Annotated in this window: 14 protein-coding genes; 4 read left to right on the forward strand and 10 right to left on the reverse strand. The window is 61.6% G+C overall.

Annotation, left to right across the window (positions count from 1 at the left end):
* Positions 1 to 39: 39 nt before the first annotated feature.
* Positions 40 to 1,263, forward strand: coding sequence for a DegT/DnrJ/EryC1/StrS family aminotransferase (locus tag M3484_RS18945; RefSeq protein ID WP_249498756.1), 1,224 nt, complete (start codon positions 40 to 42; stop codon positions 1,261 to 1,263).
* A 76-nt stretch (positions 1,264 to 1,339) separates the two neighbouring features.
* On the opposite strand, the gene M3484_RS18950 is transcribed toward M3484_RS18945, so the two are convergent.
* The 4 genes from M3484_RS18950 to phaC form a co-directional block, all read right to left on the reverse strand.
* Positions 1,340 to 2,284, reverse strand: coding sequence for a LysR family transcriptional regulator (locus tag M3484_RS18950; RefSeq protein ID WP_249498757.1), 945 nt, complete (start codon positions 2,282 to 2,284; stop codon positions 1,340 to 1,342).
* Between the two features lie 24 nt (positions 2,285 to 2,308).
* Positions 2,309 to 2,866, reverse strand: coding sequence for a polyhydroxyalkanoate synthesis repressor PhaR (phaR, locus tag M3484_RS18955; protein ID WP_092898603.1), 558 nt, complete (start codon positions 2,864 to 2,866; stop codon positions 2,309 to 2,311).
* Between the two features lie 189 nt (positions 2,867 to 3,055).
* Entirely contained in the window at positions 3,056 to 3,505 is a 450-nt protein-coding gene (locus tag M3484_RS18960) for a phasin family protein (RefSeq protein ID WP_092898601.1), read from the reverse strand.
* Positions 3,506 to 3,859: 354 nt separating this feature from the next.
* A complete protein-coding gene (gene phaC / locus M3484_RS18965) occupies positions 3,860 to 5,671 on the reverse strand; it encodes a class I poly(R)-hydroxyalkanoic acid synthase (RefSeq protein ID WP_249498758.1) in 1,812 nt (603 codons plus the stop codon).
* 168 nt (positions 5,672 to 5,839) lie between these two features.
* On the opposite strand from phaC, the gene phaZ reads away from it, so the two are divergent.
* The gene (gene phaZ, locus M3484_RS18970; protein WP_249498794.1) at positions 5,840 to 7,150 is read left to right on the forward strand and encodes a polyhydroxyalkanoate depolymerase; all 1,311 of its coding nucleotides are present in this window, start codon (positions 5,840 to 5,842) and stop codon (positions 7,148 to 7,150) included.
* 89 nt (positions 7,151 to 7,239) lie between these two features.
* On the opposite strand, the gene M3484_RS18975 is transcribed toward phaZ, so the two are convergent.
* Both M3484_RS18975 and M3484_RS18980 read right to left on the reverse strand, forming a co-directional pair.
* Positions 7,240 to 8,241 (reverse strand): alpha/beta hydrolase, encoded by a 1,002-nt coding sequence (locus tag M3484_RS18975; RefSeq protein WP_249498759.1) that lies wholly within the window; start codon positions 8,239 to 8,241, stop codon positions 7,240 to 7,242.
* Positions 8,238 to 9,020, reverse strand: coding sequence for an alpha/beta fold hydrolase (locus M3484_RS18980; protein ID WP_249498760.1), 783 nt, complete (start codon positions 9,018 to 9,020; stop codon positions 8,238 to 8,240). Before M3484_RS18980 ends, M3484_RS18975 begins: the two co-directional genes overlap by 4 nt.
* Before the next feature lie 611 nt (positions 9,021 to 9,631).
* Here M3484_RS18980 and thrS point away from each other — a divergent pair.
* Positions 9,632 to 11,578: a threonine--tRNA ligase gene (thrS, locus tag M3484_RS18985; protein WP_249498761.1), complete on the forward strand. Its 1,947-nt coding sequence runs from the start codon at positions 9,632 to 9,634 to the stop codon at positions 11,576 to 11,578.
* A gap of 278 nt (positions 11,579 to 11,856) precedes the next feature.
* Entirely contained in the window at positions 11,857 to 12,063 is a 207-nt protein-coding gene (locus tag M3484_RS18990) for a cold-shock protein (protein WP_092898588.1), read from the forward strand.
* A gap of 309 nt (positions 12,064 to 12,372) precedes the next feature.
* On the opposite strand, the gene M3484_RS18995 is transcribed toward M3484_RS18990, so the two are convergent.
* The 4 genes from M3484_RS18995 to thyA form a co-directional block, all read right to left on the reverse strand.
* The gene (locus tag M3484_RS18995; protein ID WP_249498762.1) at positions 12,373 to 12,702 is read right to left on the reverse strand and encodes an arsenate reductase family protein; all 330 of its coding nucleotides are present in this window, start codon (positions 12,700 to 12,702) and stop codon (positions 12,373 to 12,375) included.
* 1 nt (position 12,703) lies between these two features.
* Positions 12,704 to 13,051 carry a hypothetical protein gene (locus tag M3484_RS19000; protein WP_249498763.1) on the reverse strand — a complete coding sequence of 116 codons (348 nt, stop codon included), beginning with the start codon at positions 13,049 to 13,051 and terminating at the stop codon, positions 12,704 to 12,706.
* 110 nt (positions 13,052 to 13,161) lie between these two features.
* Positions 13,162 to 13,641 carry a dihydrofolate reductase gene (locus M3484_RS19005; RefSeq protein ID WP_092898582.1) on the reverse strand — a complete coding sequence of 160 codons (480 nt, stop codon included), beginning with the start codon at positions 13,639 to 13,641 and terminating at the stop codon, positions 13,162 to 13,164.
* 310 nt (positions 13,642 to 13,951) lie between these two features.
* A complete protein-coding gene (gene thyA, locus M3484_RS19010) occupies positions 13,952 to 14,848 on the reverse strand; it encodes a thymidylate synthase (protein WP_249498764.1) in 897 nt (298 codons plus the stop codon).
* Between the last annotated feature and the right edge of the window lie 293 nt (positions 14,849 to 15,141).

The raw sequence follows: 15,141 nt of genomic DNA on the forward strand, positions 1-15,141 counted from the left end.
TTAAATGCTTCCTGAAGAGAGTTTTCAGGAAAGCTGAACATGGCTGCCGATGGTCAGAACCCGGTGATCGAAGACACCCCCCGTATGAACGCCCACAACGCCCCCGATCTGCATGAGGCAGAGCCGATCCCGGCGGCGGCCCGTGCGGCGATCGAGGAGCTGCTGCAATCGGCCGACCTCTTCCGCTACAATGCGCCGAAAGACGCGCCGGTCGCGCTGCTGGAAGCCGAATTCGCCGAACTTCTGGGCGCGAAATATGCCCTCGCCGTGTCCTCCTGTTCGGCGGCGCTCTTCCTGACGATGAAAGCGCTGGATCTGAAACCCGGTGCGAAAGTGCTGATCCCGGCCTTTACCTTTGCGGCGGTGCCCTCGGCCGTTGTACATGCGGAATGCGTGCCGGTTCTGGTCGAAGTGGGCCAGGATATGCGTATCGATATCGCTGATTTCAAAGCGAAACTTGCCGATGCCGATGCGGTGCTGATCAGCCATATGCGCGGCCATACCTCGGATATGGATGCCATCTGCCAGCTTGCCGATGCGGCGGGTATCCCGGTGATCGAGGATGCGGCCCATAGCCTTGGCACACTCTGGCACGGGAAGAAGCTGGGAACGATCGGCAAGGCGGGCTGTTTCAGCTTTCAGTCTTACAAGATGGTGAATGCCGGCGAAGGTGGCATGATGATCACCGATGATCCGGAACTCGCGGCGCGCGCGATCATCATGTCGGGCGCCTATGAGGAAAACTGGAAGAAACATGGCGGGTTGCAAAACAGCTTCGGCCATTGGCAGAACAAGCTGCCCTTGTACAATGTGCGGATGCAGAACCTTTCGGCGGCGGTGATCCGGCCGCAATTGCCGATGCTGGCGGATCGGGTGACGAAGGGCCGGGCCAATCACGACCATGTGGCATTACTGCTGAATGAAAGCCCCTGGCTCTCGGTGCCGCAGGCTCTGGCGCCAGAGGAACGCGCCCCGGATTCGATCCAGTTCAGCCTGATCGGTGAATGGAGCGATGCCGAGTCGCGGGAATTCCAGGCCGAGGCGAAAACGCGTGGTGTGCCGGTGCAGATTTTCGGCCTCTCCGAGGGCAATGCGCGGGCCTTCTGGAACTGGCAGTTCCTTGGCGAGACGCCCGAGCTGCCGATGACCAGGGCGATGCTGATGCGGGCCTGCGATATGCGGCTGCCGGTGCGGCTCAGCCGCGAGGAGCTCGACTATCTGGCAATGGCGGTGCTTGGCGCGGTGAAAGCCGTCAAGGGCTGAAACGCCCGGTTCCTCACAAGGAACCGGCACGAAATCTTTGAAGATTTCGTTCGGCGCGTCTGTGGCGGGCCGTGGGTTACAGGACCGAAAGCTGGTCTTTCAGCCAGGGCCAGTCTTTCAGGGCAGGGGTCTGAACTTCCTCGCGAACAAGGATCCGCAACCGGCCCGCGATCAGGGCCGGGATGTCGCGCAGAACGCCCGCGCGGGCCATCAGCGAGAGGCTGCGCGACAGGGCGGCGAAGGGCAGAGGCGAGACTTCGACTTCGGCGCGGAAGCGCCGCGCCTGATGCAGTGCCAGCGGGGGCAGAATGGCCCATCCTTCGCCCCCGGCCACCATGGCAAGGATCGCGTGATAGCTGTCGAGCTCGAAGCGCGCCGCAGGGCGCTGGCCCTCGCGCAAGAGATGCGCCGCGATCTGGCGGCCCATCAGATGCCGGGCGGAATACTGGATCAGCGGCAGATCCGCCGCGCCGCTTTTCGGTCTGATTGCCAGAAACGGCTCGCGCAGGATCGGATGCTGCTCGCGCTCGCCTTCCCAGGTCACTTCGCCGGGCAGATCCGCTGCCACCACGATATCCAGCGCCCGTGCGTCGAGCTTTTCCAGCAAACGGTGCGATGGCCCGGTCTCGAGCAGAAAGCGGCAGCCCGGCAATTCGCGTGCCAGCGCCGATAAAAGCCGGGGCGTCACATCGGCTTCGAAATCCTCGATCATGCCAAGCCGCAGCGTAGTCAGCCCGGCCAGATCCGATCGCGCAAGTTCCGCCCGCGCCTCCTGGGCTGCATTCAGCATGGTCTGGGCATGGCGGCGGAACATCGTCCCCGCCGGGGTCATCCGCACCGGCCGCGCGCCGCGATCCAGCAGCACCGTGCCAAGCGCGGCTTCAAGCCCGCTCAGCTGCTGGCTGACCGCCGACGGGCTGACCCCGAGCCGCCGCGCGGCTGCGGAAATCGCACCTTCCTCGGCGGCGGCGAGGAACACCTCGATGCCCCAGAGCGTTACACGGCCCTCGGTTTCCGCCATATTGGCCTCCGCAGCGGGCTGGGGTCAGAGTTTCGAGAGCTTTGCCTGCAATTCGGCCAGCTGCTTGCGGATATCGGCGAGGTCTTCCCCCTTTTCCCCTTCCGGCTCGGCTTCCGGTGCAGACGTGGCCCCGGGCCAGCCCGGCATACCGTTCATCACGGTCTTGAGGAAGGCCTCCTGCTGTTTCCGGAGCGCATCAAAGCCCGGTATCGTGGCCATCGGATTTGGGAAAGTGGACAGGTTCTCGACCATTTTCGACTGGCTGTTGCGCAGCATTTCAAACGAGCTTGCAAGGAATTGCGGCATCACCGCCTGCATGCCGGTCGTATAGCTGCGCACGAGATCGGTGAGCACATTCACCGGCAGCACATTCTGACCCTTGGATTCATGCTCCGCCACGATCTGCAGCAGATATTGCCGCGTCAGGTCATCGCCGGTTTTCAGGTCGATGATCTGCACCTCGCGCCCCTTGCGGATCAGGCCGGCAATATCCTCCAGCGTCACATAATCCGAGGTCTCGGTATTATAGAGACGACGGCTGGCATAGCGCTTGATCAGCAATGGCTTGTCAGTGGCGGACATTCTGCTCTCCTCCCGGGATTTACGGTGACCGACGCTGCAGGGCATCAATTCCGTTTGCGCTTGCAGAGAAGCTTAGCGGCGCGTCTGATCAAAAAGCAAGAGCGGGCTCGTCCGGGCCCGCTCAAACCTGGATCCTGGCCGGCACCCGGGGAGGGCGCGCGCCGGCCGGAGACTGTTTCGCGGCTGCGATTACTTCGCGGCAGCGGTGGCTTTTTTGGCAACCGACTGCACGTCGGCAGCAGCTTTTTTCACAGCGGCGGATGCGTCGTCCTGGGCTTCCTTGCCGGCGGCAAGCAGCAGCTCGACGGTCTCGACCTGGACTTTTTTCGCGATTTCAGCGAAGGCAGCCATGTTTTCGGCAGCAGCTTCGGCAGCTTTCGAGGCGAAATCGGTCACGGCTTTGGTGTAGTCAGCCGGATCGGTCTTGGCTTTGGTGATGTCCGAAAGGCGCGAGAAGGTCTCTTTGGCCCAGACGGCCGACAGTTCGGTCGATTTCTCGGCGGCTTCGAGAGCGACTTTCGAGAATTTCTCGCCGAAAGCGGCCTGGGTTTTGAATGCGTTCTGGAAAGCCGAAGCGTCAACCGGGAAAGAAGCCAGGACGTCCTGGAACACTTTGGTGAAGTCGGTGGTCTTGGTCATTGCAATTCTCCTGTATATCGGGCGGTTGCAGCGGGTCAGCCCGTTTCCTGACGGACTATATACATGCTGCATTGCAGCATTTCAAGGATTATTCTGCAATGCAGCATTAACATGGCAGGGTCACAGGGCAGTGACAAAGGCTGCCAGGGCGCCTTTCTCGCAGGCAATTGTGATTTAACGCTATTTTTATCCGCCCTGCTTTCCGGCGCACCTTTGAGGCGGATCGGTGCTTCGGCAGAAGCAAGGGTGACGTAGCGGGAGATCGCTCATTTCTGGCGGGGTGACACAGAAAAAAGCCAGGAAAACCTGGCTTTTTCGAATCGCCCACGGGACATAACCAGATGCATCTGTGGCTCAGTTCTGAGCCGTGGCCGGTTTCACATAGGTTCCGGGTGCCGGGCAAAGAACCGGGTTTTCCGGCCCGCCAGGCGCGCGGGCCTTCACCAGCGCGCCGGAAGAGGCGGCGAGCCAGGCGCCCCAGCGGGGCCACCAGCTGCCCGGCGTCTTTTCTGCACCTGCGAGCCAGGCCTCGGGCGTGCCCCCGGGCTGCGCCGCGCTGGTCCAATGGCCGTATTTCCCCTTGGAGGGCGGATTGATGATCCCGGCGATGTGACCGGATTCCGACAGGATGAAGGTTTTGTCCTTTGACCCCATCTGTTTGATGCCGTTAAAGCTGCCCTTCCAATGTGCGATGTGATCGGTCTCGCAGGCGATCGCACAAAGTGGCACCTGAACCTGGCCCAGGTTCACCGGCTCGCCGAAAACGGGGAACTCGCCCTTTGCGAACCCGTCCTGCTGGCACAATCCACGCAGATATTCGACCGCCATCCGCGCCGGCAGATTGGTGGCGTCACCATTCCAGTAAAGCAGGTCAAAGGCCGGCGGTGCCTCGCCCATCATGTAGCTTTTGATCGCCGGCGTGTAGATCAGGTCATTCGAACGCAGGAAGCTGAAGGTGCGCTGCATGAACAGGCTCGACAGGATCCCGTCCTGGGCCGTTTGCCGTTCGATCCCGTCCACGAAATCGTTGTCGAGAAAGACCCCCACCTCGCCCGGATCCGAGAAGTCGGTGAGGGTGGTGAAGAAAGTCGCGGTCTTGACCGTCTTGTCGCCGGCCTTTTGCAGATGTGCAAGCGTCAGCGCCAGCGTGGTGCCGGCGATGCAATAGCCGGTGACATTGATCTGCTTTTCGCCGGTGATGCGCCGCACCTCGGCCATCGCGCGCAGATAACCGTCGCGGATATAGTCGTCGAGGCTGACATCGGCATAAGACGCATCCGGGTTCACCCAGGACACGACAAACAGCGTGAAACCCTGATCGACGATCCAGCGGATCAGCGAGTTTTGCGGCTTCAGATCCATGATGTAGAATTTATTGATCCAGGGCGGAAAGATCAGCAGCGGCGTCTTGTGAACTTTATCGGTTGTCGGCGTGTACTGGATCAGCTCGAACATCCGGTTGCGATAGACGACCGCGCCCTCAGACGTCGCGATATTGCCGCCAACGGTAAAGGCCTCCTTATCGGCCAGCGTCACCATCAGCTCGCCGCTGTTGGCCTCTATGTCACGGACGAGGTTCTCAAGCCCCTGGACAAGGCTTTCGCCATCGGTCTCGACCGCACGTTCCAGTGCATCCGGATTGGTGCCGAGGAAATTCGTCGGCGAGAACATGTCAACAATCTGTTTCGTGAAATAGTCGACCCGCTTTTTATCCTCGGGCGAGAGCGTCTCCATCTGGCCGACCGCGCCGGTCATCGCCTCTGAATTCAGCTGATATTGCTGCTTGAGGTAGTTGAAGAAGGGATGGGTCTCCCAGAGCGGGTTGGCAAAGCGACGGTCTTTGGGGAAGGGATCAGAGGGGGCTTTGAATTCGCCTTTGGCAAGCACCTGATTTGCTTCGACATAATGTTTCAGCGTCTTGCCCCAATAGCCGATCTGTTGTTCCAGCATGCGGCCTGGGTCGCGCATCATGCCCGCAACCCAGGAAGCGGCGGCTTTGAGATAGACATCCGAGGCGGGACCATCGAGGGCGGTATCATGGCTGCGCCGGGCGGAAATGGCGGCGGTGAGGCGCTGCGTCAGCTCTTCGATACGGGCAAGATTGGCATTCAGCCGTTCCATCCGTGCGACACTATCCGTTTCTTCTTTTCTTTCGGTAGTTGTCATACAAAAAATTCCCCCCTAACTTTGCTGCTGCGCAGCATAACGACTCCAGCCCCGCCCCGCCTTGACCATGAGGGCCCGGACCAGTCGCGCGTGAGGGCGCAGGTACGGGAGTTCTCCGGTCGCAGGCCGGGCAAATCCCGGCGGGTATGGAGACGTGACGTGAAGTATATGGCCACCTATGACGTGATGGAAAGCGCCCGTAACACAAATGAGTGGCTGGGCGCGTCCATGCAGGCGCTTGCGAGCTATCCGATCTTCGCGCTTTCGATGAATCCGATGCTTCCGATGATGGCGGCCTGGGGCAAAGTGACCGAGCGCAGCTTTGCGCGGATGGTGGCAAAGCCCGACTGGGGCATCCGTACCGTGGTCGGGCCAGAGGGCCAGGATCACCTGGTTGACGAGAAAATCGTGCTGGAACGGCCCTTTGGCAATCTGTTGCAGTTCTCGGTGCGGCGCCGCGATCCGATGGCGCGCCGTATCCTGATCGTTGCGCCGATGTCGGGCCATTATGCCACCCTGATGCGGTCTACGGTTGCGTCACTTTTGCCGGATGCAGATGTCTGGGTGACAGACTGGCATAATGCGCGTGACATTCCGGTGTCAGCGGGCACTTTCGATGTCGAGGATTACACGCTTTATATCGCGGAATTCCTGAAAGAGCTGGGGCCGGACACCCATGTCGTTGCGGTCTGTCAGCCGGTGCCTCTGGTGCTTGCGGCCACCGCCTGGCTCGCGCAGGAAGATCCCGATGCGCAGCCACGTTCGCTGACGCTGATGGGCGGGCCGGTCGATCCCGATGCGGCGCCGACCGAAGTGACCGATTTCGGCAACCGCGTCACCATGGGCCAGCTGGAACATATGATGATCCAGCGCGTCGGCTTTAAATATAAGGGCGCGGGGCGGCTGGTCTATCCGGGGCTGTTGCAGCTGGCGGGCTTTATCTCGATGAATGGGGAACGCCACAGCAAGGCGTTTTCCGATCAGATCATGCGCGAGGCGCGGGGCGAGGCCTCGGACCAGGACGGGCATAACCGCTTTTATGACGAATATCTCGCGGTGATGGACATGACCGCAGAATTCTACCTCTCGACCGTCGAGCGGATCTTCAAGAACCGCGAGATTGCGCGCAACGCCTTTACCGTGAAGGGCAGGCATGTCGATATCGGGGCCATTACCCGTGTGGCGGTGAAGATCGTTGAAGGTGAGAATGACGATATTTCCGCGCCCGGCCAATGCCTTGCGGCGCTCGATCTGCTGACCGGCCTGCCGCCCGAGAAAAAGGCGCAGCATCTGGAGCCCGGCGCCGGTCATTATGGTATCTTCGCCGGCAAATCCTGGCGGCTGAACATCCGCCCGCTGGTGCTGGATTTCATCGACGCCAATGCGGCAGCCCCTAAGCCGGAACGCAAACGGGCCAGAACCGTGACGCCGATCCGGCTGGCCAGTGTCCAGGGCGGTCCCGCCGATCTGGCGGGCTGAGCCCCGGGCCAGCTACAGAACCTGCTAGATATATGGCAAAGAGCCCCCGACGGGGCCCTTTTGCTTTCATGGCGGCAGGCGAGGCGGGGTCAGAGCCCGCGCGCCCAGGTCACGATAAGCTCTGCCACGGCCTCGCTTTGTCCCGGTGAGAAGATATCTCCTGCGATAACATGGGCATAGGGGTCATCTCCAGCCTGCATCCGGCGCTCGTTCACCGCGACCGATCCGCCCCAGGTCGCAATGACCGGCGCGATGGCGGCGGGATCGATCACCTGATCTGCGGGCGCGTAAAGCACCAGAAGCGGCATCATCGCAGCGGTGAAATCGGCCGCCCGCGCCTCGCGCATCAGGGCGCCCAGGGGGTAGAGCGCGGCGGTCGGCCAGCGGGTCGCCCAGAATTTCTCATGCTCGCTGTTGACCGGCGCTGTGGATTGGGTCGCCCCCAGAACCAGAGGCGTCCAGAGCCGGGGGAAGGGCGCATCGATCATCCAGTTTGCCGGATTGTGCAATGCGAAGGCGGGCGAGATCAGCACCACCCCGGCCATGGCTTCGGAAAGCTGCGGGTCGGTCGCTGCCAATGCGGTCAGCGCGCCCCCCATCGAGGTGCCGATCACGATCACCCGGTCGCCCAGCATGCGCCCGATCGCCATAGCCTCGGCCATGTCTTCGATCCAGGCACCGGCTTCGACCCCGGCCATGGCCTCGGGCGCGCGCCCCTGGCCGGCCAGCCGCGTGTAATAGAGATTGGCGCCAAGCGCGCGGGCGACCTCATCCGGCACCGGGCGGATTTCCTCGGCCGAGGCGGTGAAACCATGCACATAGACGATGGCAAGCGGCGTTTTGCGGCCTTTCTCACCGGCCCAGAGAATGCGCTTCGCGGCGCCCGGGCGGATATCGGCATATTGCTGTTCGCTCACCTGGAGCCAGACCTCGGGATCATCGCCCAGGACCGCAGGGGTAAAACTGATGTCGCGCCCGACCCTTTCGCGGGGGGCGAAAACCCAGAGCGCGGCGATCAGCGCCATGGCGATCAGCAGGACAGCGACAAGCCGTGCGGGCACCGGCAAAGCGGTGAACAGGCGGTGTATCACCGCGCGGCCCTGTCCTGTGCTGCCTGCGGCCCGGCTGCGCGCGCGATGACTTCGCTCACGCTGGCCGCGATCTGTGCCAGGCAGTCCGGGGTCGAAAAGCGGTGATCCGCGCCCTTCACCAGAGAAAGCTGCAGATCCGGACAATCGGCATGCGCAAGGAGCTTCAGCGCGACCGAAGGCGGCACATCAGTATCCGCCGTACCCTGCAGGAGCCGCACCGGGAAGGGGAGCGGCAGCGGGTGCTCCAGTACCAGGTTCTGCGCGCCATCCTCAAACAGCCTGCGGGTAAAGATATAGGGGTGATCGGCGTAATCCGAGGCGATCTCGATCCTGCCCTCGGCGGTGACCTGATCACGTTGGGCGTCAGTCAGTGCCTCCGCCCAGGTGCGGGCGGTGAAATCCGGGGCGGCGGCGATACCCACAAGGCCCGCGATCCGTTCCGGCATCGCACGGGCGAGAAGGAGCGAGATCCACCCGCCCATGGACGAGCCGACAAGGATCAGCGGGCCTTCCGTCCGGGCCCCGATCACCGCGCGCGCATCCATGGCCCAGTCGCCGATGCAGCCCGCCTCGAAATCACCCGAGGATTGCCCATGACCGGAATAGTCGAGCCGCAGGAAGGCATGGCCCTGGTCGCGTGCCCAGGCCTCCAGGAACAGGGCCTTTGATCCCTGCATGTCGGATTTGAACCCGCCGAGGAATACCACAGTCGGGCCGCTTCCGGTCGATTGGGAAAAGGCGAGCCTGCGGCCCTGGGGCGAGGTAAGGAATTCGGTCAACTGCTGCTCCTTCACGGGCGTCTTTCGCGCGACCCGCAGCCTATCAGAGCCGAAGTACCCCCGCCAGTATCGCGCGCCTCACGATTTCTTCAAAGAAATCGTGCCGGAAACCGTTTCGGTTTCCGCGCCCGTGGCACAGGTCTGGCTTCAGGTGGCTGACGACGAAATCATTACGCTGACTGAGCTGTCTGCTTTGAAATATGGGACGATCACCGGCGCGGCCTGTCGGCATCAGGGCTGTTCGGGATATGTCGGGTGGCGATGCACTGCGGAAGAATTGCGCATCCTAGTGAGTAGAAGCGTCCTTCGACTGCCAGTGGAACCGCGTCGCGACAGTGCGGCAAGACTGCGATCCGAAAGCCATTTTGCGCCTGTCGCTTGCCGTCTGGGCGCGCATCACCGCTGGCGGGATCACGTGGCGCTTTTTCTGCGTAAACGCCCGCATCCGGCCAGAGCAGCAGGGACGGCAAAGCTGTCGCGGTGCTCTATGGTCGCCATCGCAAATTTTCCGCCAGGGCGCTTGACCTTGGACCGGCGCAGGCGCAAATGGGCGCGGATATAACCCGCAACCGGGCGCGCAGTGGGCGCCAGACCGACGAGGAGCAAGGCCGATGGCCCAGATTTCCCTTACTTTTCCCGATGGCAATGTCCGGACCTATGAGGCCGGTGTGACGCCTGCCGAGGTTGCCGTCTCGATTGCGCCCTCGCTCGCGAAAGCAGCGATCTCGGCGCAGGTCGACGGCAAGCACTGGGATCTGGCCTGGCCGATAGAGGCGGATGCCGCCCTTTCGATCAATACGATGAAGGATGAGGCCCCGGCGCTTGAGCTGATCCGCCATGACCTCGCCCATATCATGGCGCGTGCCGTGCAGGAGCTCTGGCCGGATGTAAAAGTCACCATCGGCCCGGTCCGCGATCAGGGCTGGTTCTATGATTTCGACCGGGCAGAGCCCTTCACGCCGGAAGATCTTGGCGCCATCGAGGCGCGGATGAAGCAGATCATCAATGCCCGTGAGCCGGTGAAAACCGAGCTCTGGGAGCGCGAACGTGCCCGTAAGTATTATGAAGAGCGCGGCGAGCCTTTCAAGGTGGAGCTTCTCGACCGGATCCCCGGGGATGAAGACATCCGCATGTACTGGCATGGCGACTGGCAGGATCTCTGCCGTGGCCCGCATCTGCAACATACCGGCCAGGTCCCGGCGGATGCGTTCAAGCTGACCCATGTGGCCGGCGCCTATTGGCTGGGGGACGCGTCCCGGCCGATGCTGCAGCGCATTTACGGTGTCGCCTTCCGCAACCGCGACGACCTCAAGGCGCATATGACCATGCTGGAAGAGGCCGCGAAACGCGACCACCGCAAGCTTGGCCGTGAAATGGATCTGTTCCATCTGCAGGAAGAAGCGCCAGGCATGGTGTTCTGGCACCCCAATGGCTGGCAGATCTGGCGCGGGCTGGAAGATTTTATGCGCGGCCGGCTCCGCGCCGCGGGCTATCAGGAGATCCGCACGCCCCAGGTCGTCGACCGGGTGCTGTGGGAGAAATCCGGCCATTGGGAAGCCTACCGCGAGAATATGTTCATCGTGGAGGTCGACGAAGAGGGCGCGAAGGAAAAGCGCATCAACGCGCTGAAGCCGATGAACTGCCCCTGCCACGTCCAGATCTACAATCAGGGTCTGAAATCTTACCGCGACCTGCCTTTGCGTCTGGCCGAATTCGGATCGTGTCACCGCTACGAATCCTCGGGCTCGATGCATGGGCTGATGCGGGTGCGCGGCTTTACGCAGGATGACGCGCATATCTTCTGCACCGAAGATCAGATTGAATCGGAATGCGGCGCTTTCATCAAGCTGCTGTCTTCCGTCTATCGCGACCTGGGCTTTGAAAAATTCGACATCAAACTATCGACCCGCCCCGAGGTCCGTATCGGCACCGATGCGCAATGGGACAAGGTTGAGGGCGCGCTGCAATCCGCGATTGAGAATCTCGGTCTGCCCTATGAGATCAACCCCGGCGATGGTGCCTTCTATGGGCCAAAGCTTGATTTCAAACTGACCGATGCGATTGGCCGTGAATGGCAATGCGGCACGTTCCAGGTCGACCCGAACCTGCCCGAGCGGCTGGATGCGGAATATGTCGGCGAGGATGGTGCTAAGCACCGCCCCTATATGTTGCACCGTGCGATCCTCGGCTCGTTCGAGCGCTTTATCGGCATTCTGATCGAGAACTATGCGGGCAAACTGCCGTTCTGGCTGGCGCCTCGCCAGGTGGTTGTGGCGTCGATCGTCTCTGATGCCGACCCTTACGTGAACGAAGTGGTCGCAGCGCTGCGCAAGGCCGGAGTGCGGGCCGAGGCGGATACCCGCAACGAGAAGATCAACTATAAGGTGCGCGAGCATTCCGTCGGCAAAGTGCCGGTGATTCTGGCCGTCGGTATGAAAGAGGTCGAGGAGCGCAGTGTCTCGCTGCGCCGCCTGGGCGAAAACCGTACCGAAAACATGGGATTCGAATCCGCTCTTACCATGCTGGCCTTTGACGCGCTGCCGCCGCCATTGAACTGAGGAACGGCCCGATTCTGGTGGTTTTTCGATCAAATGGTCAGAAAAATCACCGGGATCGGCCGGTTTCACAAGATATCCCGCTCTGAAACCCGGCATGAAACCGCGATTCCCTGTGAAATCGCGGCAAAATTCTTGATTTCCAATATCTCCGTGGCATCCTGCCCCTGTAACGACAGACTTTCTGACTAGCCTCTCTACCCTGACAGGCCCGGAAGACCTGGCGGCTACGACCGGGCCGCAATTCCGCAGCCCGGAGGGTTACTAAGGGAGAGACGGGAATGCCGACTGGCACCGTAAAATGGTTTAACGCAACGAAGGGCTACGGATTCATCGCGCCCGATGATGGCGGCAAAGATGTGTTCGTGCATATTTCGGCGGTTGAACGCGCCGGTCTCAAGGGTCTGAACGACAATCAGAAGATCGGCTACGAGCTGCAAACCGGACGTGACGGCAAGTCCTCGGCCAGCGAGCTGAAACTGCTCTGACCGCCCGCGTTGACAGCTGAGCGCTGATGGAGCGGCCGGACCCTGAGCGGAGCCGGCCTTCCCGTCAGTTGCCTGCCAGTCTTGAGGACGAAAGTCTTAAGGACCAAAGTCTTTGCCGCCGTCCGGTTCGCCGGGCGCGGTAACTGAACCGGATGCAAGACAGCTTGGTTCTACCTGCAAATGGGGAACCCGGCGTTTCCCGCACGAGGGCAGGGGGAGATTTGCGAAAGACGCGTCGTCGGCCTTTGGTCCGAAACCTCTGGCCCGCAACGATTTCCCCCTGATTTTACCGCGCTTTTCTGACCGGGATCAACCTGCGGTCAGACGGCTCTCGATGGCCTCGTCCCAGCCGATGGTCCAGCTCGCCCCGTCGCGGATCAGCGGACGCTTCATCACGGTGGGCTGTGCGGCGATCTGCGCCTCCGGTTCCGATGCTTTCAGGAAATCGGAAAAGGCGCGGTAGCTGGTCGATTGTTTGTTGATCGCGCGCTCGCCGAATTCGGTGACGATCTCCTGAATTTCGGCCTCCGAGAGCGGATCCTTGCGGATATCGCGGAACGTGACGTCACGCCCGGCGGCTTCCAGCGTGCGGATCGCCTTTTTGCAGGTGTCACAGGTCGGGATGCCGTAAAGGATCATATCACTTCTCCGATTTCACGCAGGTTACGCGGATGCCCTGTTGCACAGCAGGTGCGCCGTTCTCCAGAAGCACATCGACCGGCGCGACCCGGCTGTCGCCCTGGGCCACACGTCCCTGCGCCGCGCAAAGCGGGGTCACCGCGCGAACAGCGGTGTCGAAATCGGTAAAGCCCGGCTGGAACAGCACCGCATAGCGATGCTTCGACAGTTTCAGCACATGGGTCTGATAGCGCTCGTAACCGCCGGTGACGCGGGTGCGCTCGGCATTGGGTTCGAAAGGTTCGTAATACATCTGCGCCACAGCAGGCGAGGCGAGCATCATGGCAAGGGCGGATATACGCAAGAACATGGGAGAACTCCTGTATCAGGCGACAGCCTAGCTCAAAGGCGGCGGTCCCGGAAGGGGCCTCCGCCCTGGCCGGGTTCTGTCTTTCCCGGATATACCAGCTGCGGGCAGCTTCAGCGCTGGCGCCGCAGATATTCATCCAGCCGGCATGACGGTGCCTCGCGGCGCAGATCCTGCGAGCCCGCCAGCCGCCAGTCCTCCGGGGCGAAGCGCGGGAAGAACGTATCGGCATCGGGGACCGAGAGATCGACCTCGGTGATCAGCAGCCGGTCGGCCAGCGGCAGCGCCGCCGCATAGATGCTGGCGCCGCCAATCGCATAGATCCGGCGATGGCCGAGTGCCACAGCGCGGGCGAGGGCGTCTTCCAGCGACGGCACAGCGAAATCTGTTTCCATTGTCGAAGAGACGACAATGTTGTCACGATTTTTCAAAGGCTTGAAGGGAAGGCTTTCCCAGGTGCGCCGCCCCATGATCACCGCCCCCCCAAGGGTTTCGCGCTTGAAAAAAGCGAGATCTTCGGGCGCGTGCCAGGGAATATCACCGTCGCGTCCGATGGCACCTTCCTTCGAGCGGGCAACGATAAGGCTCAGCATGCAGCACCGTCTCTGGCGCGATCACGCCCGGTCAGGGTTGAAAAGAGACCGGCGCCGCCGGGGGCAGGCTGGATTACACCGGCCTCTTTACTGACGCTTTGCATAGGGCGTGCCTGCAGAAGTGGCGGGTGGGCGATGGTGAGCGGCGTTCTGATCCGCCCGGAATGTCTTGATTTCACTGTGATCTCCCTGCCCGACAGCCGGGGCGAATGATGGAAAGCTAAAAGCCTGTTTCGGGGCAACCGGGGCTGCGAAGGGGCCCGGCCTGCACTGCGCTTCGGATGCAGGATTTTACATCTCTGAGGGGCGGTCAGACCGCAACTTCGGCTTTGATAACCGCATGAGGCGCATAGTTTTCGACCTCGAAATCCTCAATCCGATAGTCTTCAATGCGCTCAACTTCGCGAATGATCCGCAGCTTCGGCATCTCGCGGGGCTCTCTTTGCAGCTGTTCCCGGGCCTGGTCCAGGTGGTTGAGATACAAATGAACATCGCCCGCGCACCAGACCAGCTCGCCGGGTTTCAGCCCCGCCTGTTGTGCGATCATCAGTTGCAGGGCAGAAGCCCCGACCCAATTGAAGGCAACCCCCAGCAGAAGATCGGCAGATCTTTGAAAACAAAGGCTGTTCAGTCTGCCATCGCTGGTGACGTGATATTGATAGACCATGTGGCAGGGCGGAAGGGCCATCTCCTCCAGCTCACCCACATTCCAGGCGTGGAACAGCATCCGGCGGCTCGACGGATTTGTCCGCAGCGTATGGATCAGCGTCGCGATCTGATCATGTTCGCGCCCATCCGAGCCGACCCATCTGCGCCATTGCTTGCCATAAACCGGGCCAAGCTCGCCCCAGGTTTTCGCAAAAGCGTCATCCTCGATGATGCGGCGCTCAAATTCCTCCTGAGAGATCTCCGTGCCGGTATCCCTGCGGTATTTCGCAAGCGGCCAGTCGGTCCAGATCCGCACATTTTCCTGCAGGAGCGGCTGAATATTGGTGCCGCCTTTCAGGAACCAGAGCATCTCTTTGATCGCGGTTTTCCAATAGACCCTTTTCGTCGTCAGGATGGGGGCGAACCCGTCGGAGAGGTCAAACCGGGTCATTGCGCCAAAGATTGACCGCGTGCCGACACCCGTCCGGTCGACCCTCTCATCGCCACTTTGCAAAATGCGCTCGATGAGGTCGAGATACTGATATTCCGGGTGTCGCACTGCGGGGCTTTCCTGGTGAGGTGGTGGCGGGTCTGGCCCGGGGGCTGCCATTCGACAGCCGACAGGGGGATGCGCGCGGGCCACGGGGCCTGACTCCCCGGACTATAGGCAGGCCCGCAGGCTTCGGCAATATCACAGATCCAAGGGCGGGAAGCCCCGACCTGTCTGCGCTAAAAATTGACTTTTGAGCAATGACTTAGATCGGTGCGACGGGCTGCTATGCGACACTGCGCCAGATGCGGGACATCGGCGGGAAATCCCGTCTGTCGCCTTGCCCTGTGCCGTGTTAGCCA

It is taken from the genome of Pseudomonas sp. GX19020 (genome assembly GCF_023371075.1).
Classification (GTDB): Bacteria; Pseudomonadota; Alphaproteobacteria; order Rhodobacterales; family Rhodobacteraceae; genus Pseudogemmobacter.

What these genes read in the sequence shown, in the direction of transcription:
- M3484_RS18945 (WP_249498756.1), top strand. Translation starts at nt 40, where the DNA reads ATGGCTGCCGATGGTCAGAACCCGGTGATCGAAGACACCCCCCGTATG.
- M3484_RS18950 (WP_249498757.1), bottom strand. Translation starts at nt 2,284, where the DNA reads ATGGCGGAAACCGAGGGCCGTGTAACGCTCTGGGGCATCGAGGTGTTC.
- phaR (WP_092898603.1), bottom strand. Translation starts at nt 2,866, where the DNA reads ATGTCCGCCACTGACAAGCCATTGCTGATCAAGCGCTATGCCAGCCGT.
- M3484_RS18960 (WP_092898601.1), bottom strand. Translation starts at nt 3,505, where the DNA reads ATGACCAAGACCACCGACTTCACCAAAGTGTTCCAGGACGTCCTGGCT.
- phaC (WP_249498758.1), bottom strand. Translation starts at nt 5,671, where the DNA reads ATGACAACTACCGAAAGAAAAGAAGAAACGGATAGTGTCGCACGGATG.
- phaZ (WP_249498794.1), top strand. Translation starts at nt 5,840, where the DNA reads ATGGCCACCTATGACGTGATGGAAAGCGCCCGTAACACAAATGAGTGG.
- thrS (WP_249498761.1), top strand. Translation starts at nt 9,632, where the DNA reads ATGGCCCAGATTTCCCTTACTTTTCCCGATGGCAATGTCCGGACCTAT.
- M3484_RS18990 (WP_092898588.1), top strand. Translation starts at nt 11,857, where the DNA reads ATGCCGACTGGCACCGTAAAATGGTTTAACGCAACGAAGGGCTACGGA.
- M3484_RS18995 (WP_249498762.1), bottom strand. Translation starts at nt 12,702, where the DNA reads ATGATCCTTTACGGCATCCCGACCTGTGACACCTGCAAAAAGGCGATC.
- M3484_RS19000 (WP_249498763.1), bottom strand. Translation starts at nt 13,051, where the DNA reads ATGTTCTTGCGTATATCCGCCCTTGCCATGATGCTCGCCTCGCCTGCT.
- M3484_RS19005 (WP_092898582.1), bottom strand. Translation starts at nt 13,641, where the DNA reads ATGCTGAGCCTTATCGTTGCCCGCTCGAAGGAAGGTGCCATCGGACGC.